Origin of the sequence: Dysgonomonas sp. UBA7630 (assembly GCF_002483985.1) — a bacterium.
Lineage (GTDB): Bacteria > Bacteroidota > Bacteroidia > Bacteroidales > Dysgonomonadaceae > Dysgonomonas.
The window spans coordinates 41,684-66,573 of sequence record NZ_DLIY01000012.1; the positions used below are offsets into that span (position 1 = coordinate 41,684).

The window sequence follows — 24,890 nt, forward strand, 5'->3', positions numbered from 1 at the left end:
GATAATGATGAAAAGAAAATCCAAGAAATATCTGATAATAGGTGCTATACTACTCGTTTTATGTTGTATAGTTTTTCTTATACTCCCACAAGGGAAAAAGACAATAACTACATTAACAACAGCTAAGGTAGAAAAAGGAAACCTTTCTATAGCCGTCACAGCGACAGGAACGATAGAACCTATCACCCTGGTAGAAGTAGGAACACAGGTTTCTGGTGTAATATCTAAAATATATGTGGATTACAATTCAGAGGTCAAGGCCGGACAGGTACTTGCAGAACTGGATAAACGCCTACTCGCATCTGAACTGGAAAATGCTAATGCAGCACTTCAATCGAGACAAGTGGATCTGGATCTTCAAAAGAAAAATTATGAGAGGCAAAAAAGCCTTTGGGAAAAACAAGCAATCAGCAAAGTTGATTGGGAAAATGCCGAATCGACATACAAAACGGCTCAACTTGCTGTAACATCATCCAAAACTGCCGTATTAAAGGCTCAAACCAATCTTGGCTATGCAACCATTACTTCTACAATAGACGGAGTAGTTGTTTCCCGTGCTGTAGAACAAGGACAAACGGTAGCTGCATCTTTCAGTACGCCAACCCTTTTCACCATCGCAAACGACCTGACTAAAATGCGCGTAATAGCCAATGTAGATGAAGCCGATATAGGTGGAGTAAAAGAAGGACAACGAGTATCTTTTACTGTGGATGCTTTTCCCGAAGACGAATTTGAAGGAAAAGTAGTGCAGGTAAGACTGGAAGCAACAACTACATCTAACGTAGTTACATACCAAGTTGTAATAGATGCACCCAACCCTGATCTAAAATTAAAACCAGGGCTGACAGCAAATGTAAACATCTATACAATGGAAGAAAAAGACTAACTATTGATTCCTTCAAAAGCTTTACGTTTCAACCCTGCACCCGAAGTAATGAAAGATATAGAAGGGTTAAAGGTATCAGAACAAAGAGGTCCTGTTGATCCTAATAATGATAAAACTCAGAAAATAGTATGGGTAAAGGACGGAGATAAGCTATTACCCAAACATATTGTTATTGGTAAAACCGACGGCATACATACAGCTATAATAGAAGGACTAAATGCAGGGGAAGAAATTGTAACCGGAATATTACAAAAGACAAATGGCGATAAATCTGAAGCACAAGCGAATGGAAATGGAGAATCTAGCCCTTTTATGCCAAAACGCCCCGGAGATAACAAGAAAAAATAACGTAATGAATAAAGAAATTATAAGAGTTGAAAACCTCAAGCGAAACTATATTGTTGGTGATGAAACGGTTCATGCTTTGAGAGGAATAGACTTTAGTATATCCGAAGGCGAATTTGTCACAATCATGGGTACAAGCGGCTCGGGTAAATCTACTTTATTGAATATACTGGGCTGTTTGGATACACCGTCCGATGGTGAATATTATCTGGATGGGATTTCTGTACGCAAAATGGGTAAAAATGAAAGAGCAACCCTCCGTAATCGTAAGATAGGATTTATATTTCAGTCTTACAATTTACTGGCAAAAACAACAGCTGTTGAAAACGTTGAGCTACCATTGATGTACAATCCGGATATATCGGCAAAAGATCGTCACCAGAGAGCCATAAAGGCCTTGCAAGATGTAGGACTGGGAGACCGACTGAATCATAAATCGAGTCAAATGTCGGGAGGGCAAATGCAACGAGTAGCCATTGCCAGAGCATTAGTGAACGAACCTGTTATCATATTAGCAGACGAAGCAACAGGGAATTTGGACACTCGTACTTCGTTCGAAATATTATCACTGATGCAGCGGTTACACTCCGAAGGACGTACTATTATATTCGTTACACACAACCCCGAAATATCGGCATTTAGCAGTCGTAATATTGTTATACGAGACGGACGTATCAAGGAAGATACAAGGAATACAAATATTCAATCGGCAAAAGAATTTCTCGCTAAATTACCGGTAGAAAACTGATATATTAAAATGAATTTCATCAATCTCTTTAAAATAGCATTACGAGCCCTTAGCGGTAACAAGTTTAGGGGATTTCTTACTATGCTTGGTATAATTATCGGTGTAGCTGCCGTTATTACGATGCTTGCAATAGGTCAAGGATCTAAAAAAAGCATACAGGATCAGATTTCCACGATGGGCTCTAATATGATAAATATACGTCCCGGAACCGGACAATTTGGAGGTGTGCGTCAAAGCGCATCCAGCATGCAAACATTAAAAATGGAAGATTATCAGGCAATCGTAGATCAGGCAGAATTCATTTCCGCTGCATCGCCGGAAGTTCAATCTTCGGGGCAAGTGATTTTTGGAGCAAATAATACCCCAACATCTATCTATGGGGTAAATCCTTCTTTTCTTGATATCCGCAAATACACAATAGCACAAGGTGAAATGTTTACAGATGCCGATGTGAAGACGTCTGCAAAAGTGTGCGTGATCGGACAAACTGTAGTTGATAACCTGTTTCCCAATGGTGAAGACCCTGTAGGGCAATCGATACGTTTCAATAAAATCCCATTCAAAGTCATTGGTGTATTAACATCAAAAGGGGATAATACAATGGGAATGGATCAGGATGACCTGATGATATCACCTTACACTACTGTACAAAAGCGTATTTTGGCAATAACTTATATACAATCGATATCGGTTTCGGCGGTTAGCGAAGATGCTACAGATCAGGCCATTTCGAGTATAGAGAATATAATGCGGCAACAACATAAAATAACAGGGAATCAGGAAGACGACTTCAATGTAAGATCGCAAAAGGAACTAATAACTATGATGAGTTCTACAACCGACATGATGACTATATTGCTGGCATGTATTGCCGGAATCTCTCTTTTTGTTGGTGGCATCGGTATCATGAATATCATGTATGTCTCCGTAACCGAGCGCACAAGGGAAATAGGTTTGCGAATGTCTATCGGAGCCAAGGGATTTGATATATTGATGCAGTTCCTTATAGAATCTATACTATTGAGCGTTACAGGAGGCGTTATAGGCGTGATCATTGGTATTGGCAGTGCATATATTGTGAAAAATATTTTAGCATGGCCTATAGATATTCAAGTTTATACTATAGCTTTGTCTTTTATAGTATGTACTGCTACCGGAATATTTTTTGGGTGGTATCCGGCAAAAAAAGCGTCGACCCTCGACCCTATAGATGCACTCAGATACGAATAACGATGAAAAACTTTATAAGAATATTTCCACATGTACTTATCTGGACAATTGTTTTAATTGTTCCTACTTATCTGATGTCGAGAGAAGGGGTATTTGATATCAAGCCTTTCTACAATTATTGCATACGTGTTGCCCTACTAGCGATACTGTTTTACCTCAATTATTTATACTTAATAGAGAAACTTTTATTCAACCGTAAGATTATTACCTATATAAGTATAAATATTGTGCTTGTTATCATTATTGTTGCATTACAAACAGTAATATCAGACCTGCTCGCTTTTTCCATACCTGTCAATATGCAGGAACATCCAAGAGAATTTCCACGAATGGAAGAACATCGAAGAGGTGGTCCCGGAGGCCCTCCTTTAATGAAATTTGTTATAGACTATATGTCTATTTTCTTTCTCATTGGTCTTAGTGTTGCCATAAAAATGACAGCCCGTTGGTATAAAGATTCTATCACCTTCGAGAAAGTAAAAAGTGTACAATTAGAAGCGGATTTGAGAAATCTTAGAAGTCAGCTGAATCCTCATTTTCTATTCAACACATTAAATAACATATACTCGCTTATTGCCATAGATCAAAACAGAGCTCAGAATGCAGTACATCGCTTGAGCAACTTGCTGAGATATGTTATGTATGATAATGATCAGAAATTTGTACCATTGGATAAAGAACTGGAGTTCACAAAAAACTACATCGATTTGATGAGACTTCGTCTTAGTTCTATGGTAAAGCTGAATGTTGAAATAAATAGTGCAGGAAGCAAAGACCTGATTGCATCTCTGATGTTTATTACACTTATTGAGAATGCTTTTAAACACGGAATAAACAATGGAGATAATAGCTTCATTAATATAAGTATCTTGGTCGATCCGGGAAAAGGTGTTTTATGCACTGTAGAAAATAGTTTGATTGAAAAATCTGAAAATATGGAAACTCATAATTCAGGAATCGGACTTGTAAATCTTACGAAGAGATTGGAGTTGTTATATCCCGACAGATATGAATTTATCGCGGAAAAACGCTCTGATCGCTTCTTTACATTATTGAGGATAGATTTCAAAAAAACAGAAATAACAGTATGACTCTCAAATGTATAATAATAGACGATGAACCTTTGGCTATCGGTTTACTAAAATCATACGTCTTAAAAACATCTTATCTGGAGCTAGTTGGAACATTTAATAGCGCACTATCTGCTATCAGCACAATAAATGAGAGACAGATAGATCTACTATTTCTTGATATCAATATGCCTCAGATAAATGGGCTTGAGTTTTCAAAAACAATACATGCATCTACACGTATTATTTTCACTACAGCATATGATCAATATGCAGTCGAAGGCTTCCGTGTAAACGCTTTGGATTATTTACTCAAACCAATCAACTACACAGATTTCTTACAGGCAACAAACAAAGCTCTAGAATGGTTTAAACTGGCAAATATATCTCATTCAACAACAAGTATATTTATCAAATCGGGTTACAGAATGGAAAAAATAGATTTTCATAATATTCTGTATATAGAGAACCAGAAAGATTATGTGAAGTTCCATCTCGAAAATCAAAAAGAACCAATTAGCTCTTTAATGAGTATGCAATCGCTTGAAGAAAAACTGCCAAGTAATTTATTTATGAGAGTACATCGTTCTTTTATTGTCAATCTGAAAAAAATAAAAACAATAGAACGAAATTGTATCGTTTTCGGGAAAGAATATATTCCTGTCTCCGAATCATATAAAAGCAAATTCATGGATTTTCTTAACAAACATTTTTTTTAAATCCCCTCTCCATCCACGATTTTTATCGTGACAAATAATCACCCTCCATTATACTCTAGCAATCAATAAGATCATCGCTAATCTTATTGATTGCATATTCCAACCTAAGCATTTGCAAAATATTTTTTAACAAAAAAGATATTGCATTTTTAAATTTTATCATGATCTTTGCAACGTGAACGATCGTTCACGTCTTTTATTTTTAACTCAAATAATGAAATATAGTAGAGAATATATATTAAGGAGAGCCTTTGATGTTTTCATGAATAAAGGCTATGATAGTGCTTCAATATCTGTGTTACAAGAAGAATTACAGATGTCTAGAGGTGCGTTGTATCGCTATTTTAAAAATAAAGAAGAGCTTTTTAACGCTGTTATTGACGAATATTTCTTTAAGATATTCGATAAGTTGCAGCACAATATGGATAAACATACGTACTCTTTAGAGAAATTTATAGAAGTAATGCATAGGCGGCAAAAAATATTTGTCAATGCTTTTACCAGAGCAGGAGTTACTCATACCATTTTCTTAAATTATACAGCTCTTGTAATACAGGCCGGCAAACATTATCCCAATTTCTTGGAACGCTTCAAAATAATAAACAATCGATCTTTGGAGTCATGGAAAGATGCTATGCGAAACAGTATAAAAGCAGGTGAAATTAAGGATGATATAGACATCGATATCTTAGCTATCTTGTTTAATAATACAAGTGTGAAAGAAACCTCTGACAGGGATTGTAACGATTCTTCATTCGCTATTAATGTTATGCAGGATATGAATCGGAGGATGGAAGTAATGCGTTATTTATATAGCCTAATAAAAGTATAGCGTTGATGAACAATGAAATGTGAATGAATGTTCATTATAAAAACAGCAACATAGAAAAAAATATCAAGACAACGCTCCGAAAAGAGAATTCATTTATATACTCATCATCATTAGACAATTTATAATACTAATTACCTCATGTTAAGAAGCTATATATTTATAATATTTATTATTTCATCAGTTACACTACTTGCTCAAAATGATACAGATTTAATGTATTTAGGCAACGATAGCATACGTCAGCAGTACGACAGTGCAATGAAAGACCCTCACATTTTTCGTCCAAGGCATTTAGAAATATCGGAGAGGGATGCTATAAAAATGGCAGACCGCATGCCTGCATTCGCTGTATATAGAGACACCTATTTTGTTACGGGGGTACCACTGGATGAGAAAATTACAGAAAACTCTGCTGATGTAACTTTCCAGCTAAGTATAAGACAACGACTGACTAGAAGTATCTTACCTTTCAAATCATTTTTGTATTTAACTTATACACAAAAATCATTTTGGAACATATATGCTCAATCAAGTCCATTCAGGGATACAAACTACAATCCGGGTGTAGGGCTTGGAAAGTATATATTGTATAAAGACAGAGTAGTTGGTGCTGCCTTCGTACAGTTGAAACATGAATCCAACGGGCGTGATGAGGAAGAATCCAGAAGCTGGAACTATTTAAGTTTATCTATGAAATATTATTTCAACGCCCGATTCAATATTTCTGGGGAAGTTTGGATTCCATATGTAGACGGGGGGAATAATAAAGATTTGCTAGATTATAGAGGACTCGGCTTTGTATCGGTCAATTACACAAGTGATAAACATCGCTGGTGGCTTTCAGCAGATATCAATCCTCGAAAAGGATGGGGTAATGTGAATACAACTCTAACCGCTGCATTTAAAATGTCAGACAGATCAAACCAGTATTTATTTGCTCGTTTCTACCAAGGGTACGGAGAGAGTCTCCTCGGCTACAATCAATACACGATGAATATAAGAGTAGGTATTTGTATAAAACCTAATTTCTATAATTTCTTTTAAGAATGTTTGAATTAAAAAAATTTCGTTTCAAGACATGGCATTTCGTTCTACTATTCGTCCTTTTTTTTATTCTGGTAAACATTATGGGACTAATATCTATAAACGGGAACTCATACTCTATTGAAAATGAGATTGTGCAAATCGAAGAAATATATGATTTGTCTAAAATAGAAAATTCGACTGAGATTGTGTCTATTATTTTTTACAAAGAAGACTCAAATATTTGTGGTAAAATGATGCATAACATAAATCAGCTAACAAGCAAAAACAGTAAGTTTTACAGATCGGAAGTAAATAAGAACCCAGAATTATATAACAAATATAATATATCCGGAGTTCCTTGTACCCTGATACTTAAAAAAGGAGAAGAAATAAGTCGCATTATGGGTTTAGTTCCAACCTCCAATCTGGAAATTATCTATAGTAGGATTGCTAAATAGTTGTAGGTAATATAAAACAACACACTAATATGTTTATTAACTCAATAGGATGTTACGTCCCGAAAACAAGGATTCCAAACGATTATTTCACCGAAATAAACGGATTAACAAGCGATTGGATAAGTCAACGTACAGGAATCTTAACTCGTTCAAGAGCTTCGCAGGAAGAAACGATAGACTATATGTCTAGCAAAGCCATAGAATCGGCATTACCGAATCTTCCCTACAAAATAGAAGATATAGATCTGATTATTTTTGCATCATATACGCCCAGCGATACGATTGTTACAACAGGGCATTATGTACAAGGCAAATACAATATATCAAATGCAAAAGTATTTTTTGTATCATCGGCATGTTCGTCGGGACTCAATGCGATAGAAATCATATATTCCTTTTTCACATCGCAGATAGCGGAAAAAGCACTGCTTATCTGCGCCGATCGCAACTCTACATATTCAGATGATACAGATTGCGTATCTGGACACTTGTGGGGAGACGGAGCTACGGCTTACTTTTTCTCAACCGAGTCCTATTCAGAAAAAGACCCTCAGATTATAGATGTCACAACACAAGGATTAGGACATATAGGATTAGCTTCGAGAGCAGTTTACCTTAATCCGAAAGAAGATGGTTTGAAAATGCCTCATGGCAAAGATGTTTTTATACAGGCTTGCACATACATGGCGCAAAACACGAAGGATATAGTCGAAATCAACGGATATTCGTTAGATGACCTAACCTTTTTTATAGGACATCAGGCTAATATGAGAATATTAAAGAATGTTGCGAAACAACTAGCAATACCCGAAGAAAAGGTATTAACGAATATTCAAGAGTTAGGAAACACCGGCTCAACAGGTGCCTTATTGGTATTGGCACAAAATATAAAAAAAATCGCACGGGGAGACCTGATATGCATATCGGTCTTCGGCGGGGGATATTCTGCAGGCTCATGCCTGATCAAGATTCCCTAAATATAAAATTAAATAAATATTATTATGGTTTATCAACGTACTTTAAAAAACAGTTTTTCCCTACAAGGGAAAGGATTGCATACAGGACTAAATATACATATCACATTCAATCCGGCACCTGAAAATTATGGATATAAGATCAGACGAGTAGATATACCGGGAAAACCGATAATAAATGCTTTGGCAGAGAATGTTACAGCTACCCAAAGAGGAACTGTAGTATCAGCCAATGGTGTTAATGTGAGCACAGTAGAACATGCTATGGCTGCATTATACGCATGCGAAATAGACAATTGCCTGATAGATGTAGATGGACCCGAGTTTCCTATATTAGATGGAAGCTCTATTTTGTATGTGAGCAAAATAAAAGAAGTCGGTACAGAAATACAGAATACTGCAAGAGAATATATTTCGATAAAACGCAAAAAAATTAAGGTTGTAGATAAAGCCACCGGATCGTCAATGATACTAATTCCGGATGAGTCTTTTAGTATAGAATCACATATATCCTTCAACTCTACATTCCTAAAAAGGCAAGATGCAACAATGCATGACCTATCTGAGTTTCCAAAAGATTTTGCTTCTGCACGAACATTTGTCTTTGTAAAAGAAATTGAATCTCTACTCAATAATAACTTAGTGAAAGGTGGAGATTTGGATAATGCTATTGTTATATACGATAAGCCTATAGAGCAAGAAAAGTTCGATCTATTAGCCGACATGCTGGGAGCAAAGAGAAAAGATTCTACAAAGCTAGGATATATCATGAACAAGCCTTTGCTTTATCCGAATGAACCGGCCAGGCATAAATTGTTAGACATTGTAGGTGATTTAGCTTTAGTCGGTCGTTTTATAAAGGGAAAAGTTATAGCTAATTGTCCGGGACATAAAATAAACAATATGTTTGCTAGAGCCATTAGAGAAGCGGTATTCCCAAGTATACAAGAAGAATCCCTTATACTGCCTGAAACAAGTCATGCGGGTCTATATTCTTTAGCTTAATCAATAATGAAAAATATAATACAATTTATATTGCATAACAAAATTGTACTGATAGGTATGTTGATCGGTTTCATAGCCTCATATATCTATTGGTACTATTTTGCATGTTATTGGGGAACATATCCCCTTTCAGCTGAATCTTGGGTAAATTGTGGTTTTGGTACAATATTAGGAGGCTTAGTTGTCTCGTTAATCAATTAAAATTAGTATATTTACATATAAGATATGCTTTATTTAACCAAACTAAAACGATTCGCCATGCTAAAGAAAGATATTCGTATAAACGCCACAGCTATTTGGCAGTATCTGTCGGAAAGAGGCAAAATGTCGGTTCAAGAAATTGAAGAATTAACACATTACAAAAATTCGTTGATACTTCTTGCATTAGGTTGGCTCTCGAAGGAAAACAAAGTACGTTTTTCAGTCAAAAATGAAAACCTATATGTTGAACTAAGTAGTACTCCTACTGAAATATACTACTAGGAAGTGACTCTATTCGTGAACTATATCATATTCACAGAAGGAAATATGATAAATTATCTCAGAAGATTTTAGCGTTAAAAAGCATTAATTTACAAAACTAAAAACTTCTGCCACAAAATCATTGTGTAACTTTATCATCGTTTCTTTTAGAATAATTTATGAATATTAAGAATCTATCACTATTTATCTTGTGTATGCTAAGTATTACTTCATGCATAAAAGATGAGCCGCTAAATATGGAGGCGGACATTATAGATATGAAAGTTGAAGATGGAGTATTTATCACTCGCGCTATAACAGAATATACTGTTCAGCTTTTCGTTTCCGAAAATGCTGATTACTCACACCTTACACCAATAATTGAAGTTACAGCCGGAGCTACGATCGAACCGAAATCGGGAACTTCTCAAGATTTTTCGAAACGAAAAAATGTTATCTATACAGTAACTTCCGAAGATGGGAAGTATACAAAAACATATACAGTAACAGTAACCTCCAAGATTAGTCTTAAAAATACGTTCGAAGAATGGACAACAGCGGGTACAGAAAAAGCACCGTATCCGATTTTAAGTGATCTATTATGGAGTAATGCAAACTCGGGACTGTCTATTTTGGTAGGCACCGGATCATTAACGTTGGATCATTATCCTACCGATAAAACGACCGACTGTGTTAATGGAAAATATGCTGCGATACTACGCACGATAAAAGGCACAACGGTTTTTGGAATAGACTACCCTATCTTTTCGGGATCACTTTTTAGAGGAGCTTTTTCCGCGAATATGTCGAACCCTCTAAAATCACTAATATTGGGACAGGCTCATCCGAAAGAAAATGGTAAACCAATCATGTTCAATGGTTACTACAAATATACCCCGGGCGATATTTTTACAGGTAAAGATGGAAAAGTTATAGCAAACAGAACAGATTCGCTGTCGATGTATGCTACAATATTTAAAGTAAGTAAAGGTGCTCCCGCAAACGAAGAGTTTCTTGATGGAGAATCAATTCTCACATCGCCTAGAGTTGTAGGAACAGCCAAATGGTCTCATACTGACGGAAATATAGTGGAAACGCCAGCTAACAATGGGTTTATACATTTTTCTATACCATTCAGTTATAAAGAAGAACTCGATTTCACGAAAAATGATTATCGTCTTACCATTGTTTTGGCATCAAGCAAAGATGGAAACGAATATCAGGGAGCTGTGGGCAGCACTCTCATTGCTGATGACCTTGAACTAGTATGCGATCCTATAAAATAAGAATATATCTGATGAGATTAAAATATAACATCATCCTAGTACTTGCAACAGTATTAATGATAAGTAATAATATTTCAGCGCAGAATTCTGATAACAATACATTTGATCTGAGCTTTATCCTAGGATTTAATATGGGAGCAACTGCTCCTGTACCTATTCCGGCTGAAGTAAGAGAGATTAATAGTTACAATCCAAAATTCAACCCTCAACTAGGATTCAATCTAGTCTGCAACCTCAACGAACGATGGGGTGTAGGCACAGGACTAAGTCTCGATTGGAAAGGGATGCGAGTTTCCGATCACGTGAAGTACATGTACACAAGTGTTACCTTGACCGAAGGAAGCGAAAAGTTGACAGGTTACTTTGTAGGAAAGAATGTAACGAATGTAGATATGACTTATCTTACCGTACCTATATATGGTACATACCGATTCAATAACAAATGGCAAGTTAAACTGGGTATATATGCAGCAAGAACTCTCTCATCCAAGTTTGACGGATATGTAAATGATGGATACATCAGAATAGACTCTCCGGTAGGTCAGAAACAAGAAATAAGCGGAGAGGGTGCAACATTCGACTTTGGAAACGACTCTCGTGACTATGATTTTGGACTATTAGCAGGAGGTGAATATCGCTTAAATAGTCATATTGGGTTTTATGGTAGTTTTACTTGGGGGCTTCTTCCTTATTTTTATTCGGGATCAAATCCTATTAAATTCACGTTCTACAACATATACGGTACACTAGGTATCACCTATCGATTCAGCAAATAACTATAATAGCTTTTTTTGAACTATGAGTAAACATAAAATCAGGATCAACAAGACTTGCCAAAATTGCGGAGCTTTTGTTGAGCAGCACTACTGTCCTAAATGTGGACAAGAAAACAGTGAAAGCAGGCAATCTTTCCATCATGTATTTACTCATTTTGTCTTCGATTTTTTGCATTACGACAGTTCTTTTTGGAGAACAGCAAAATATCTATTTCTTTCTCCCGGCAAACTCTCATTGGAGTATATGAATGGAAAACGAAAATCGTATGTGAACCCTTTTACTCTTTATATATTCATGGGTTTCATTGCCTTTTTTATCCCCCCTCTCCTTCCCGAAGCATCAGCACCTGACAAAGAAAAAACACAAAAAGAGATCAGCGAAAATGTAGATACGAAGTCCATAGATACGATTATAGCAAAGCTGGACGTAAATAAGAAAAATCTCATTAATGAGACTAAAATACCTGAGAAAGTTAGTAAGATCGAAGATAAAATTAATACATCAGGAGTAGATGAAAAGACAGGGAATAAGACAAAACAATTTATAGCAGGTATATTAGAAAATGTAAAAGATAAACAAAAAGGAGAAAAAGCCATCGAGTTCTTCATTCACAATATCCCCAAAGTTCTCTTTATATATATGCCTCTCTTTGCCTTTTGGTTATGGTTGTTCCATAATAAAAAGAAAAAATATTATTTCGACAGCGCAGTATTTACATTGCATTTCTTTTCTACGACCTTGCTAACGATAACGATAGCAACAATTCTAAGCTGTCTGTTCGATTGGTTAAACTTAAATACAACATTCTATTTTCTTTTATATTCTTTTGCTACTCTATATGTAACATTCTATTTTTTCAGAGGAAATAGAGTATTCTTTGAAGAGAACAGATTGATATCCAATTTAAAATCTTTTGTTCTGATAAGTATAAATAGCTTTTTTATCTTCCTTACTTTTACATTGTATGTTGTATTTGTAGTGTATATGATATATACTTAAAGTAGGTATTTTTTATATCCTTCGATAGCTTTAGTAACCAAATTCTGCGTTTTCTTATTTGATGTGCAAAAGAACTCGGTATCAAGAATTTCATTCTTTTTTGATGACTTTTTCCAAGTACCAATAACTTTGCCATCAAGGCTGATAGCAGGTCTGAATATTCCCGGACTTGTTATTATCTTATGGTGATGGTCAATATGCAGACTTTCTTTTCTATCCTTATAGCTAACTGTAAATTCATCAAAAGCAGGTAAAAGATTGATCAAATTATTACTGTTTAGCGGCTTAGAGTCTCTATGAAAAATATATGTTTGATCATTTATTGTTTCATGAATAAAATCGCCCCCTATCAGAGCTATTCCTTGTCTGGCTTCTGCTGTAGTCAATCCCGACCACCAAACAAAATCCTGTAAAGTAGCAGGACCATGACTCCTAAAATATTTGAATGCTAATTTATACAGGCATTCTTCTTTATCGAACTGATCGGGCGTATTTTCAACTTTTTCTTGCAACAAAGCATACGTCTGTTTTTTGCCTTTCGTCTCTCCATTGCATACAACGCCATCCAACTCGGCATGCATCATTATATGATTAACGGTTCTATTATCGGCATCTATACCTGCCCTATTTATTACATCTTTCAGCTCTTGACGTGTTAATGAATTTCCCTGAAGTGCCTTTTCTATAATTGAATTTGTACGGGCTATTAACGATTCGGTAAGTCCCAAATCCTTATCATAAGATCGCATTGCAGTTTTCACTCTCGGAAGACTCAAATAAAGCATCCAGTATATATCGTCCTTAGATACGAAATGCCATGTCGGACGTAAGATATGAAGACGTAAAATATCACCCTTGTTCAAAGCCTCTTCAATCTTCTGATCGGGAATTTCGGGAATACGTATACCGATGCCCCATTTCGCCATATTGTAGTCTTGTGCCTGAATAGCTCCCATCCACGAAACCAACTCGTATGCTTCGCCCACGAATGTACCATCCAACTGATGATTAGATAAGCGTAAGGATAGAATTTCTTCTGCTTTCATGGTAATTCAGATAAAATTAAAAGGCTTTAAGGCTTAAATCAATATTTGGGGCAGAATATATAATTGCTCCCGAAGAAATATAATCCACTCCGGTCTTAGCTATATCATGCACCATATCTTCTGTTATGCCCCCAGAAGCTTCTACCTTCACCCTACCGTTTATTAGCTTTACAGCAGCACTCATCTCATATAAAGACATATTATCGAGCATAATGACGTCCACAGCACCTGTAGCCAAGGCTTCCTCTACTTCTTTCAGGTTGCGTGTTTCTACCTCTATTCGTAGATTTTTATTGTTCTCTTTCAGATATTTTACTGTTGCCTCTACAGCTTTGGTTATTCCTCCGGCATAATCGTTATGATTGTCCTTGAGCATGACCATATCAAAAAGTCCAAAGCGATGATTTTGACCTCCACCTATATGCACGGCCCACTTCTCACACATACGGAACATTGGAGCCGTTTTTCGGGTATCCAGAATACGCGTATTTGTGTCTGCCAGCAAGTCTACCATCCGATGCGTATACGTCGCTATTCCACTCATACGCTGCATACAGTTTAGTACTAGGCGTTCCATTGTGAGAATCGAACGAGCCGCACCTGATACTATAAATGCGATCTCACCCTCTTTTACTTGATCCCCATCATTTTTGAGGATATCTATTTTCAGATTTTTATCATAATAATGAAATATCTCTCGAGCCAGATCAACTCCGGCTAAGATACAGTCATGTTTTATGATCAAATGAGCTCTTTGTTGCAGATCAGCAGGCACACTGGCCAATGTAGAGTGATCTCCGTCGCCAATATCTTCTTTAATGGCCTCATCAATAAAATGATATAATCTACTATCAGTTACGTATGAAGGTCTATTCATGAATATCTAAATCTTTATTATAAAATGTACCTCTATTCTCGGTTTGTTCTATACTTTGAGTTATAATCAGATAAGCCACACTAGCCAGATTTCTTAATTCTGAGAGTTGCGGCGATAGTATCGAAAATTTATATATTTCTTTTACAGACTTGTATATTTCTTCTTCTTTTTGCTTTGCCATTTTCAGACGGGCATTGCTACGCACAATACCGACAAGATCACTCATTAATGTCTGCAATTCTTTTCGAAGGTAATTGAGTAAAACCATTTCTTCATTCACTCTCATTCCTTCCTGATTCCATTCGGGAATTTTTAGAAGATGATCGTAATTAAAATTATCTTCATGCAAGCGTTCTATCGTTTTCATTGCTGCACGATGTGCAAAAACGAGAGCTTCAAGCAAAGAATTGGATGCTAAACGATTTGCACCGTGAAGTCCTGTATTCGAACATTCGCCCACAGCAAACATATTCTTTATTGTACTTTGCCCAAATGAATCGACATCTATTCCTCCACATAGATAATGGCTTGCCGGTACCACTGGGATCAAGTCCATGAACATGTCCAGCCCTTCATCTTTAGATTGCTTATAGATANNTTTGGAAAATGTTCGAGAAACTTTCGTTGATCTAAGTGTCGGCAATCCAGACAAACATAATCGTCTCCACGCAGTTTCATTTCATTATCAATAGCTCGTGCTACAATATCCCGTGATGCCAGCTCTTCCCTATCATCGTATTTATGCATAAATGGCTCTCCTGAAGCAGTACGTAATTTAGCTCCAAAGCCTCTTACAGCCTCTGATATTAAAGGTAGCTGACCTGTCGTATTACTATAGAATGCAGTCGGGTGAAACTGAATAAATTGCATATTGCTGATTCTGGCTTTTGCACGATGAGCCAAGCCAATACCATCACCTGTAGCTATAGTCGGATTTGTCGTATTTTTGTATACATGCCCACATCCTCCGGTAGCCATTAGTGTAATTTTTGCCGTCATTTTAATGATTCGGCTGGCTTTCATATCCAACACGTATGCTCCATAGCAGTGGAGGTTATATTTATCAAATTCGGATTGCGGTACTTGATGCTCAGTAAGTAAATCGATAACATAATGATGGTTGAGCAAAGTAACATTCTCGAGTCGCTCTACAGCTTGCAACAATGCTCTTTCTATTTCTGCTCCAAATTGTTTCATAACCATACTCTCAAGTTCTATAGCTATTCCGCCCTCTTCGTTAGGCATGATTATAACGTNNCTATCCTTATGGTGCACTACCCTGTTTTCGGTATGTCCGCCTTCACGCCCCAGGTCATAACTTTGAAACTCGTCTTTATCGAAATTAGCACCCCACTCCACCATTTCGCGGATACGCTCAGGGCCTTCTTTCACTACAATCTCTACCACTTCACGTTTACATAAGCCATCTCCCGCTCGTAGAGTATCCTCAATATGCTTATCAAAACTGTCTTTTTCGAAATTGGTTACAACAGCAACCCCTCCTTGCGCATACTTGGTACTCGACTCTTCATCGTCTGATTTTGTGATAATTGTTATCCTAGTATCGGGTCTCTGTTGCGCTATTTTTAAAGCATACGACAGGCCGGATATTCCTGAACCTATCACCAAAACATCAGTATATATCATTCTTTGTTATGAATTATAAATTACGGATTACAAACACACAACATTATGTGCTCACAATTCATAAATCATCACTTTTTGTTATTTGTTTATTTAATAGCCTTAGACATTTCCAACATTCTATTTATAGGCTTCAATGCTTTTAGTCGGATTTCTTGATCCATTAATATCTCCGGCTGCTCATACTTCATACACAAATACAATTTCTCCATTGTATTTAATTTCATAAAATGACACTCGCTACAATTGCATTTATCATCAATCGTCAGAGCAGGAATTAGTGTTTTGTGCGGTGCACGTTTTCTCATTTCATGCAATATACCTTCCTCTGTAGCCACAATAAATTCCTGACTGCTATCATTCACTACATAGTTGAGTAAGTTGGCTGTAGAGCCAATATAATGAGCTACCTGCAAAACCGGTTTTTGAGCTTCGGGGTGAGCTATAAGTTTAGCCTTCGGATGTTCCAACATCTGCTGTGCAATCCGTTCCAGAGAGAATGCTTCATGCACAATACAAGCACCGTCCCAAAGTATCATATTTCGTCCTGTCACTTGATTGATATATCTACCCAGATTTTTATCAGGGGCAAATATAATCTCTTGATCTTCCGGCAAAGAGTTTATGATGTGCTCGGCATTGGATGACGTAACAATTATATCACTCTCAGCCTTAACGGTAGAATCACAATTGATATAACTCACAACGATGGCATTCGGATATTTCTTCTTCATTTCACGAATCCCCTCTCCTGACGCAGAGTCTGCCAAAGAGCAACCAGCCAATAAATCAGGAAGAACTACCTTCTTGGTCGGATTCAAAATCTTAGCCGTTTCGGCCATAAAGTGCACTCCGCAGAATACGATTAGATCTGCATCCGTTTTTTCGGCGGCACGTGCCAGTTGCAAACTGTCACCCAAAAAATCGGCTATATCCTGAATATCGCCTGTCTGGTAATAATGCGCAAGAATGATAGCATTCTTTTCTTTTCGCATTTTATTAATCTCTTCTACCAGATTTATACCTTTCGGTATTTCCATATTCAGATATCCTTTTATAGGGAGTGCGGCAACTGCTTTTTCTAACATAGTCATATAATAGTCCAGATAAAATAAAACGACAAATAGTTATTTGCAGGGCAAAAATACTTATAAAAAGTGACTTAACCGATATTGATTATAAGAAAAAAGGGATTTGGAAACATCCAAACCCCTACTTGCTATTATATCTTTAGTTTACGACAAAGCAGCTATAGCGGAACCTATAAGATTTGCATTGTCCATTTGAGCTACATGTACATGAACATCTGCATGATTAAACTCTGCAAGAAGTTTTTGTAACTCAGACATTACCATATCTTTATAGTTTTTACCTTTTCTGTATTCACTCCAGAATAAGCTACCTTCGGCAACCAATCTTATTTTCTTGATAGAAGGATCATGTGATACAAGAACCAAAACTAATCCGGCGATAGATGCAGCAACTAATTTCGCTGATCTTTCGTATATTGAACGAGCAATCTCTACATATCTTTTCTTATGAATATCAGGATAATTCATGATATTAGTCAGCTTCTGTGCATCAAATCGTTGTTCAAACTCATCGCATGGGAAAACTGATTTAAGGATTTCTCCCAAATACATACCCGATACAGCTTTTTCGAAACGTTGAGCACCCTTTGCATCAGAGCAAGCATCTACCTTATCATCGATAGCTGTTAGATGAGGAGGGTTAAAGTTACCTGACTCTAAGTTTACAGGAATCAACCCGCTTAGTTTGTAATCAGGATTTAGTTTCTTTATCTTATCAGCATTGATAAAAGTAGCCATATTTGTACCTGTTCCAACAATCAGCCCGATATAAGCGTCATAGCTGGAATCTGTAAGTCCCGCAAATAAGCTTGCTACTGTATCATTTATCACTTTTACACCATTGAATTTTACATCATTGCGTTCATTCAGATAATCTACCAATGGCTGTCCTACCGGTTTTCCTACCATTTCTTTGATGTCAACACCTTTTGTCCATCTAAGAAGCTTGGCATCTCCGTTTTGCAGAGATTCAGCCGGATAAGAAAAACAATATCCTATAGGAGTTTCTTGATCACGCTTGATTTCACCTATTGGATCGGCTTGTTCTTTAAACAAATCTTCTTCGGTAAAGCCCGGAGTTTTCATAACAGATAAATCCTTCTTCCATCCATTTTCAGGATGAATTGTTGGTTTACCATCAACAAAATCAACTACAGCAACCCGATAGTTCGTTCCCCCTAAATCTAAAACAGTAGCCTTACCGTTCACACTGGTTGTTTTAGGTATAATGTAAGTAGGAATACACTGTATTTCGGCATTCTCTTTACTCAGACCAACCTCTACCTTGTGTTGGAGCGACTGGGCTATTTCTTTTAGTTGTTTCGATTTAAGATGAAAAATATCTTTCTTCATAAGGTATCTTTATGTATAGGTTATTTTTTAAACTCTACAAATATAACTATCTCATTTGAATATTGAGTCATTACACAGGCAATGAATCTGAATAAATAACTATTTTTAGGACATTCCAGAACATCACTTTTTAAAGACATTTTATAATCCTGCAACACTTCTATTTTTAATATTATATTTACAAAATAGATCTACACAAAACTTAAAAAAACATTACGAATAAACAATAAGGGGAAAGAAAAATGAAGGGAAGAAGACATCTTATTTAATTTTTGTTTAGTAATGCAAACAAAAATTAAAATACATCCGATGAATTAAACCTTTCCATCTATTTTAAATCGTACTCTTGGAAACTTGTATTATAAGCCCAAAATAGAATATTTACTATGAACAAAAAAACAAAAATAGGACTTCTGATTGTTATTATTTTATTTATTGCCGGAATGGCTTTTTATCCAAAGATCAAAGATTTTTTAACGACGAATGCCGATCCTTCACCAACTCCTCCGGGTAATAAAGTTACAGGCAACCGCACGGTACTAAATGTTAATGCCCAGATCTTAAAATACGGTAATCTTGATAATACCATCAGAGTAAAAGGGGTTTTGATCCCTGATGAAGAAGTAGATCTATCATTCGAGACCTCGGGGATGATAACAGAAATACACTTCAAAGAGGGTTCGAATGTAAAAAAAGGCCAGCTTTTAGCCAAAGTAAACGATAAACCACTACAAGCTGAGTTGAAGAAATTACAAACACAAATACCTTTAGCCGAAGACAGGGTTTACCGCCAAAAGGCATTATTGGCAAAAGACGCCGTAAGTCAGGAAGCTTATGAATCTGTCAATACAGAGTTGGAAAAATTGAAGGCTGATATTGAGTTAGTGAAAACAAGGATTGCCCAAACAGAACTGCGTGCTCCATTCGATGGTATCATAGGTTTGAGACAAGTGAGTGAAGGAACATATGCTTCACCTTCTATAATAATATCTAGGCTAACCAAAATAATTCCATTAAAAATAGAGTTTTCGGTAAATGAGTCAGAAGTAAATAATGTAAAGCCCGGAACGCCTCTTACTTTTACATTCGATAATGATCTAAACAAATACCAGGCTACAGTTTATGCCGTAGAGTCTAACCTCGATAGACAAACGCTTACTCTAAAAGCCAGAGCTTTGTATGCCAATCCCGGAGGAAGATTAAAGCCGGGTCTCTCTACGAATGTTGAGATAAAATTGCAGGAGATAAAGAATACTTTAGTCATCCCTAGTTTATCTACGATAGCAGAAATGGGACGTGATATTGCATACGTATATAAGGACGGCGTAGCCCACCAGATAGTACTAAAGAAAGGTATGCGTACAGCCTCATCCGTTCAGGTATTAAACGGATTAAATGTTGGCGATACTCTTTTAGTAACGGGTGTCATGCAATTGCGTGACGGTTTGCCTGTTATTATCGATAATTTTATAGAAAACAATCAGTAAAACAATTTATATAATAGCTTCGGATATTTAAGATCGTAGATTTCTAAACATCCAAAACCTCTAAAAGATGACTATATCTGAATTAAGTATAAAGCGCCCGGTATTAGCCACTGTATTTGTATTGATTATATTCCTTTTAGGATTGATCGGATATACATATTTAGGGGTGCGCGAATATCCCAACATAGATAACCCCATTATTTCGGTAGACGTGAGTTATCCCGGGGCAAATGCTGAAATCATAGAGAATCAGATCACAGAACCACTAGAGCAAAATATAAATGGGATACCCGGCATCAGGTCTTTGACAAGTAGCAGTAGTCAGGGTTCATGTCGTATAACAGTGGAATTTGAATTATCTGTAGACCTCGAAACAGCAGCAAATGATGTGCGGGATAAAGTCTCACGGGCACAACGTTATCTGCCTCGCGACTGCGACCCTCCTACTGTATCTAAGGCTGATGCCGATGCCAACCCGATTATACAAATAAGTATACAAAGCGAAAAGCGTTCTTTGCTCGAACTAAGTGAAATAGCGGAGTTGACAGTAAAAGAGCGGTTACAAACCATACCCAATGTAAGTGCAGTGGAAATCTGGGGACAAAACCGCTATTCGATGCGACTATGGCTCGATCCGGTAAAAATGGCGTCGTATGGCATTACCCCTATGGATGTAAAAAGTGCCGTAGATAAAGAAAATGTGGAATTGCCCTCCGGCAGCATAGAAGGCGATAATCTTGAGCTTTCTATACGAACATTAGGATTGATGCAAACTCCCGAAGAATTCAACAATATGATTATCAAAGAAGACAATTATAATGTTGTAAGGTTTAGAGACGTAGGTACAGCGGAGCTGGGTACAGAAAACTATAAGAGTATTATGCGTCGAAATGGTGTTCCTGCTGTAAGTACTGTTATTATTCCACAACCGGGAGCCAATCAGATTGAGATTTCTGATGAAGCGATGGTTCGTCTCGAACAACTAAAGAAAGACTTACCGGAGGATGTCAAAATTGATGTTGCCTTCGACAATACTAAATTTATAAGGGCTTCGATAGCAGAAGTGGAAGAAACCGTGTATATAGCTTTTGCATTGGTTGTTATCATAATATTCCTTTTCCTTCGCGACTGGCGTGTGACATTGGTTCCTTGCGTTGTTATTCCCGTATCACTTGTGGGGGCTTTCTTTGTGATGTATGTTGCCGGATTCTCGATCAATGTCTTATCCATGTTGGCCGTAGTTCTGGCTGTGGGATTGGTAGTCGATGATGCTATTGTGGTCACCGAGAACATCTATCTGAAAATTGAGGGAGGGATGACTCCCAAGCAAGCTGGAATAGAGGGTTCTAAAGAAATATTCTTCGCCGTCATCTCAACAACTGTGTCTGTGGTTGCGGTATTTTTCCCTATTGTCTTTCTTGAAGGGATGACAGGACGTTTGTTCCGTGAATTTAGTATTGTAATTGCCGGAGCTGTCCTTATTTCAGCATTTGTAGCTCTTACATTTACACCAATGCTTGCTACCAAGTTATTGAAGAAAAAAGATCAGGCGGGATGGTTTTACCGTAAAACAGATCCTTTCTTTCAATGGTTGACCAAAGCTTACGACAATGGTTTGCAACACTTCCTTAAACATAAGATAATAATATGGCCTATCATAATCCTTACACTCGCAGGAATAGGTTATTTGGTCAGTGCTATCCCTTCCGAAATGGCACCATTGGAAGACCGCTCACAGATAACAATAAGAACCAGCGGACCAGAAGGCTCTACTTATGAATTTAATCGAAATTATACAGAAAAGATTGGAGTGATAGCTGATTCCGTTGCACCCGAACGCCTCATTAATACAATGCGTGCGTGGACAGGAGGCGGAATGGTAAATCTTACGTTGCCAAATATTAAAGATAGAGGAAGAAGCCAAATGGAAATTGCCAGCGAACTGACAAAGGCCGTAAGGAAAGAAACGGAAGCCCGTGCGTTTGTACAACAACAATCTACCTTTGGAGGAAGGCGATCGAGTATGCCTATACAATATGTATTGCAAGCTACCAACCTTGAAAAGTTAGAGGAATTCATCCCTCTATTTATGAGAAAAGTACAAGAGAGCCCAATGTTTCAGATGGCTGATGTAAATCTTAAATTCACGAAACCTGAAACCCGTATTATCATAGACAGGGATAAAGCCGCCATACTAAGAGTAAGTACCAGGGATATAGGGCAAACGTTACAGTATGCACTGAGTGGGCAACGTATGGGCTATTTTTATATGAATGGGAAACAATATCAGATATTAGGAGAAATTAATCGTCAACAAAGAAATACTCCTCTCGATCTGAAATCTATTTATCTTAAAAACTTAGGAGGGAATATGATCCAGATGGATAATCTTGTGCGCTTAGAAGAAAGTGTTGCCCCTCCCCAGCTATACAGGTATAACAGATTTAAGTCTGCAACAGTATCCGCAGGATTATCTCCGGGAGTAACAATCGGCGCCGGGTTGGAAGAAATGGATCGTATAGCGAAAGAAACCCTTGATGATACATTCCGAACAGCATTGGCGGGAGATTCAAAGGATTTTAGCGAAAGCTCTTCCAGTTTGATGTTTGCATTTATACTTGCTATATTACTGATCTTTTTGATCCTTGCCGCACAGTTCGAAAGTTTCAAAGACCCGTTTGTTATTATGCTTACAGTACCCCTTGCAATTGCCGGAGCTCTTTTGTTTATGTATATCAAAGATATAACGATGAATATATTCAGCCAGATAGGAATTATTATGCTTATCGGGCTGGTTGCTAAAAATGGTATTCTTATTGTGGAGTTTGCAAATCAGCGTCAAGAAGCCGGAATGAGCAAACTTGAAGCCATACAAGGAGCCGCAGTACAACGCCTGCGCCCGATCCTTATGACGAGCTTCTCTACGGTGTTGGGATTGTTACCTCTAATATTTGCCAGTGCCGAAGGAGCCAATGGACGTATGGCTATGGGGGTGGCTGTAATTGGAGGAATGATGATTTCTACTCTATTAACGATATTCATTGTACCGGCTATGTATTTATATATATCTACCGACAGAAGTAAGAAGAAAGATAGGATTTAGTAAATATGAATTTATCTATAATATAACAACTATATACCAGCACAAAAGGTAACAAATAAAAAAGAGATGAAAGCTGTTACTTTTGTCACCTTTTGACTAAGAAGAATTTTGATGATGAAAAAATATATATTAATTATTGCTCTGGCAGTAGCTGTACCGGGCGTATCAGACTGTCAGGTTGTATTCGATCTCAAAAGATGTATCGAAACTGGATTGCAAAAGAACTATGACATTCGCATTATGCGCAATAATCAGGAAATATCGGACAATAATCTCACAGTGGGAAATGCAGGATACCTTCCGTCTGTAGATCTCACAACTGGTTATTCGGGTTCGGTAAACAATACAACACAGAATTTGGCAAATGGAGAGAAAAATAAGAATAACGGCATTCACAATCAATTATTGAATGCAGGCGTCAACCTGAATTGGACAGTTTTTGATGGTTTCAATATCCAAACGAATCACCAACGCTTAAAAGAGCTGCAAAAGATGGGGGAACTGAATACCCGCTTAACGATAGAGAACTTCGTATCGGGGTTAACTTCAGAATATTACAATTACATCCAGCAGAATATCCGATTAAAAAACTTAAAATCAGCCGTTAAGTTATCCAAGGAAAGATTACGAATTGTTGAGGCCAGATACGAAATCGGAGCAGGCTCTCGGCTCGATCTTCAGCAAGCAAAAGTAGACTTCAACAGTGACAGCTCTCGGTTGATTAAACAATATGAAGTACTATACACATCTCGCATATCACTTAACCAAATGATGGCTGCTGACAATATCGAGCAGCTCATTGTTACTACCGACTCTATTATTGAATTCAATCAGTTTATAAATAAAGATGATATTTGGCAAAAAACGCTATCTTCGAATACTTTCCTTTTGTTATCAAATAAAAATAAGAATCTTAGTTTGCTTGATTTAAAAACAGCTCAGAGTGAGAACTATCCGTATTTGAAACTTAATGCAGGCTATGGTTATACAAAAAACATTTACAATACGGGGACTATAGATAATCAAAACAATTTGGGCTTAACCTATGGATTAACTCTAGGGTTCAACCTATTTGATGGCTTCAATAGAAAAAGAAAACAAAAGAATGCCCGTATAGAAGTTGAAAACAAAGAACTCCAGTACGAACAAACGATACTCTCTCTAAAAGCCGATTTTTCGAATATGTGGATGGCTTATAGAAATAATATAGATCTGACAAATCTTGAAAAAGAGAATGTACAGACAGCAAAAGAAAACCATGAAATAGCAATCGAACGCTACAAACTTGGAGACCTATCAGGTATAGAACTACGAGAGGCACAAAACAGTCTATTAGAGGCCGAAGAAAGACTTGTTCAGGCTGAATATAATACAAAATTATGTGAGATATCGCTTATGCAAATTAGTGGGCAAGTAATTTCATATTCGGAGTAAATAAAATGAGCATCTGTCGTATTCTGTTGTCTGTTTTG

Annotated in this window: 19 protein-coding genes and 3 pseudogenes; 17 read left to right on the forward strand and 5 right to left on the reverse strand. The window is 37.0% G+C overall.

Annotated features, from left to right (window positions below):
- Positions 1-4: 4 nt before the first annotated feature.
- The 14 genes and pseudogenes from B3P17_RS04140 (at position 5) to B3P17_RS04205 (ending at position 12,817) form a co-directional block, all read left to right on the forward strand.
- Positions 5-1,234, forward strand: a pseudogene (locus B3P17_RS04140) (efflux RND transporter periplasmic adaptor subunit).
- A 4-nt stretch (positions 1,235-1,238) separates the two neighbouring features.
- Positions 1,239-1,979, forward strand: coding sequence for an ABC transporter ATP-binding protein (locus B3P17_RS04145; protein WP_252638780.1), 741 nt, complete (start codon positions 1,239-1,241; stop codon positions 1,977-1,979).
- A gap of 9 nt (positions 1,980-1,988) precedes the next feature.
- On the forward strand, positions 1,989-3,209 hold the full coding sequence (locus B3P17_RS04150) for an ABC transporter permease (RefSeq protein ID WP_252638778.1): 1,221 nt from the start codon (positions 1,989-1,991) through the stop codon (positions 3,207-3,209).
- 2 nt (positions 3,210-3,211) lie between these two features.
- Positions 3,212-4,300 (forward strand): sensor histidine kinase, encoded by a 1,089-nt coding sequence (locus B3P17_RS04155; protein ID WP_252638776.1) that lies wholly within the window; start codon positions 3,212-3,214, stop codon positions 4,298-4,300.
- Positions 4,297-4,998, forward strand: coding sequence for a LytR/AlgR family response regulator transcription factor (locus B3P17_RS04160; protein WP_291103649.1), 702 nt, complete (start codon positions 4,297-4,299; stop codon positions 4,996-4,998). The genes B3P17_RS04155 and B3P17_RS04160 overlap by 4 nt, the downstream gene beginning before the upstream one ends.
- Positions 4,999-5,212: 214 nt before the next feature.
- Positions 5,213-5,830 (forward strand): TetR/AcrR family transcriptional regulator, encoded by a 618-nt coding sequence (locus B3P17_RS04165; protein WP_135104407.1) that lies wholly within the window; start codon positions 5,213-5,215, stop codon positions 5,828-5,830.
- Positions 5,831-5,968: 138 nt separating this feature from the next.
- Complete coding sequence (locus B3P17_RS04170; RefSeq protein ID WP_252638772.1) at positions 5,969-6,874, forward strand: phospholipase A; 906 nt, start codon at positions 5,969-5,971, stop codon at positions 6,872-6,874.
- An 83-nt stretch (positions 6,875-6,957) separates the two neighbouring features.
- Complete coding sequence (locus B3P17_RS04175) at positions 6,958-7,314, forward strand: thioredoxin family protein (RefSeq protein ID WP_252638768.1); 357 nt, start codon at positions 6,958-6,960, stop codon at positions 7,312-7,314.
- Positions 7,315-7,343: 29 nt separating this feature from the next.
- Complete coding sequence (locus tag B3P17_RS04180; protein WP_252638767.1) at positions 7,344-8,291, forward strand: 3-oxoacyl-ACP synthase III family protein; 948 nt, start codon at positions 7,344-7,346, stop codon at positions 8,289-8,291.
- A 24-nt stretch (positions 8,292-8,315) separates the two neighbouring features.
- A pseudogene (locus B3P17_RS04185) lies at positions 8,316-9,221 on the forward strand (UDP-3-O-acyl-N-acetylglucosamine deacetylase); the annotation flags it as partial.
- Positions 9,222-9,551: 330 nt separating this feature from the next.
- Positions 9,552-9,776, forward strand: a complete 225-nt coding sequence (locus tag B3P17_RS04190; protein ID WP_135104478.1) for a winged helix-turn-helix domain-containing protein — start codon at positions 9,552-9,554, stop codon at positions 9,774-9,776.
- A 158-nt stretch (positions 9,777-9,934) separates the two neighbouring features.
- Positions 9,935-11,041, forward strand: coding sequence for a PCMD domain-containing protein (locus B3P17_RS04195; protein WP_291103663.1), 1,107 nt, complete (start codon positions 9,935-9,937; stop codon positions 11,039-11,041).
- A gap of 11 nt (positions 11,042-11,052) precedes the next feature.
- The gene (locus tag B3P17_RS04200) at positions 11,053-11,817 is read left to right on the forward strand and encodes a porin family protein (RefSeq protein ID WP_252638761.1); all 765 of its coding nucleotides are present in this window, start codon (positions 11,053-11,055) and stop codon (positions 11,815-11,817) included.
- 22 nt (positions 11,818-11,839) lie between these two features.
- Positions 11,840-12,817, forward strand: a complete 978-nt coding sequence (locus tag B3P17_RS04205; RefSeq protein ID WP_291103666.1) for a DUF3667 domain-containing protein — start codon at positions 11,840-11,842, stop codon at positions 12,815-12,817.
- Here the strand turns inward: B3P17_RS04205 and B3P17_RS04210 are convergent.
- The 5 genes and pseudogenes from B3P17_RS04210 to B3P17_RS04230 form a co-directional block, all read right to left on the reverse strand.
- On the reverse strand, positions 12,814-13,863 hold the full coding sequence (locus tag B3P17_RS04210) for a winged helix DNA-binding domain-containing protein (RefSeq protein WP_291103670.1): 1,050 nt from the start codon (positions 13,861-13,863) through the stop codon (positions 12,814-12,816). The genes B3P17_RS04205 and B3P17_RS04210 overlap by 4 nt on opposite strands.
- Positions 13,864-13,879: 16 nt before the next feature.
- Entirely contained in the window at positions 13,880-14,740 is an 861-nt protein-coding gene (gene nadC, locus B3P17_RS04215; protein WP_252638756.1) for a carboxylating nicotinate-nucleotide diphosphorylase, read from the reverse strand.
- Positions 14,733-16,387: pseudogene (locus B3P17_RS04220) on the reverse strand (L-aspartate oxidase). Before B3P17_RS04220 ends, nadC begins: the two are co-directional and overlap by 8 nt.
- 86 nt (positions 16,388-16,473) lie before the next feature.
- Entirely contained in the window at positions 16,474-17,478 is a 1,005-nt protein-coding gene (gene nadA / locus B3P17_RS04225; RefSeq protein ID WP_252638755.1) for a quinolinate synthase NadA, read from the reverse strand.
- 141 nt (positions 17,479-17,619) lie between these two features.
- Complete coding sequence (locus tag B3P17_RS04230) at positions 17,620-18,828, reverse strand: hexokinase (protein ID WP_252638749.1); 1,209 nt, start codon at positions 18,826-18,828, stop codon at positions 17,620-17,622.
- A 386-nt stretch (positions 18,829-19,214) separates the two neighbouring features.
- Between B3P17_RS04230 and B3P17_RS04235 the strand changes: the two genes are divergently transcribed.
- The 3 genes from B3P17_RS04235 to B3P17_RS04245 all read left to right on the forward strand — a co-directional run bounded on the left by B3P17_RS04235 (position 19,215) and on the right by B3P17_RS04245 (position 24,852).
- Positions 19,215-20,315, forward strand: a complete 1,101-nt coding sequence (locus tag B3P17_RS04235) for an efflux RND transporter periplasmic adaptor subunit (protein ID WP_252638743.1) — start codon at positions 19,215-19,217, stop codon at positions 20,313-20,315.
- 67 nt (positions 20,316-20,382) lie between these two features.
- Positions 20,383-23,418: an efflux RND transporter permease subunit gene (locus B3P17_RS04240; protein ID WP_291103675.1), complete on the forward strand. Its 3,036-nt coding sequence runs from the start codon at positions 20,383-20,385 to the stop codon at positions 23,416-23,418.
- A gap of 114 nt (positions 23,419-23,532) precedes the next feature.
- On the forward strand, positions 23,533-24,852 hold the full coding sequence (locus B3P17_RS04245) for a TolC family protein (protein ID WP_291104017.1): 1,320 nt from the start codon (positions 23,533-23,535) through the stop codon (positions 24,850-24,852).
- The last annotated feature ends 38 nt before the right edge of the window (positions 24,853-24,890 follow it).

Bases quoted from the DNA above. Each gene is read 5' to 3' on its own strand.
- B3P17_RS04145 (WP_252638780.1), top strand. From the start codon at position 1,239: ATGAATAAAGAAATTATAAGAGTTGAAAACCTCAAGCGAAACTATATT.
- B3P17_RS04150 (WP_252638778.1), top strand. From the start codon at position 1,989: ATGAATTTCATCAATCTCTTTAAAATAGCATTACGAGCCCTTAGCGGT.
- B3P17_RS04155 (WP_252638776.1), top strand. From the start codon at position 3,212: ATGAAAAACTTTATAAGAATATTTCCACATGTACTTATCTGGACAATT.
- B3P17_RS04160 (WP_291103649.1), top strand. From the start codon at position 4,297: ATGACTCTCAAATGTATAATAATAGACGATGAACCTTTGGCTATCGGT.
- B3P17_RS04165 (WP_135104407.1), top strand. From the start codon at position 5,213: ATGAAATATAGTAGAGAATATATATTAAGGAGAGCCTTTGATGTTTTC.
- B3P17_RS04170 (WP_252638772.1), top strand. From the start codon at position 5,969: ATGTTAAGAAGCTATATATTTATAATATTTATTATTTCATCAGTTACA.
- B3P17_RS04175 (WP_252638768.1), top strand. From the start codon at position 6,958: ATGGGACTAATATCTATAAACGGGAACTCATACTCTATTGAAAATGAG.
- B3P17_RS04180 (WP_252638767.1), top strand. From the start codon at position 7,344: ATGTTTATTAACTCAATAGGATGTTACGTCCCGAAAACAAGGATTCCA.
- B3P17_RS04190 (WP_135104478.1), top strand. From the start codon at position 9,552: ATGCTAAAGAAAGATATTCGTATAAACGCCACAGCTATTTGGCAGTAT.
- B3P17_RS04195 (WP_291103663.1), top strand. From the start codon at position 9,935: ATGAATATTAAGAATCTATCACTATTTATCTTGTGTATGCTAAGTATT.
- B3P17_RS04200 (WP_252638761.1), top strand. From the start codon at position 11,053: ATGAGATTAAAATATAACATCATCCTAGTACTTGCAACAGTATTAATG.
- B3P17_RS04205 (WP_291103666.1), top strand. From the start codon at position 11,840: ATGAGTAAACATAAAATCAGGATCAACAAGACTTGCCAAAATTGCGGA.
- B3P17_RS04210 (WP_291103670.1), bottom strand. From the start codon at position 13,863: ATGAAAGCAGAAGAAATTCTATCCTTACGCTTATCTAATCATCAGTTG.
- nadC (WP_252638756.1), bottom strand. From the start codon at position 14,740: ATGAATAGACCTTCATACGTAACTGATAGTAGATTATATCATTTTATT.
- nadA (WP_252638755.1), bottom strand. From the start codon at position 17,478: ATGACTATGTTAGAAAAAGCAGTTGCCGCACTCCCTATAAAAGGATAT.
- B3P17_RS04230 (WP_252638749.1), bottom strand. From the start codon at position 18,828: ATGAAGAAAGATATTTTTCATCTTAAATCGAAACAACTAAAAGAAATA.
- B3P17_RS04235 (WP_252638743.1), top strand. From the start codon at position 19,215: ATGAACAAAAAAACAAAAATAGGACTTCTGATTGTTATTATTTTATTT.
- B3P17_RS04240 (WP_291103675.1), top strand. From the start codon at position 20,383: ATGACTATATCTGAATTAAGTATAAAGCGCCCGGTATTAGCCACTGTA.
- B3P17_RS04245 (WP_291104017.1), top strand. From the start codon at position 23,533: ATGAAAAAATATATATTAATTATTGCTCTGGCAGTAGCTGTACCGGGC.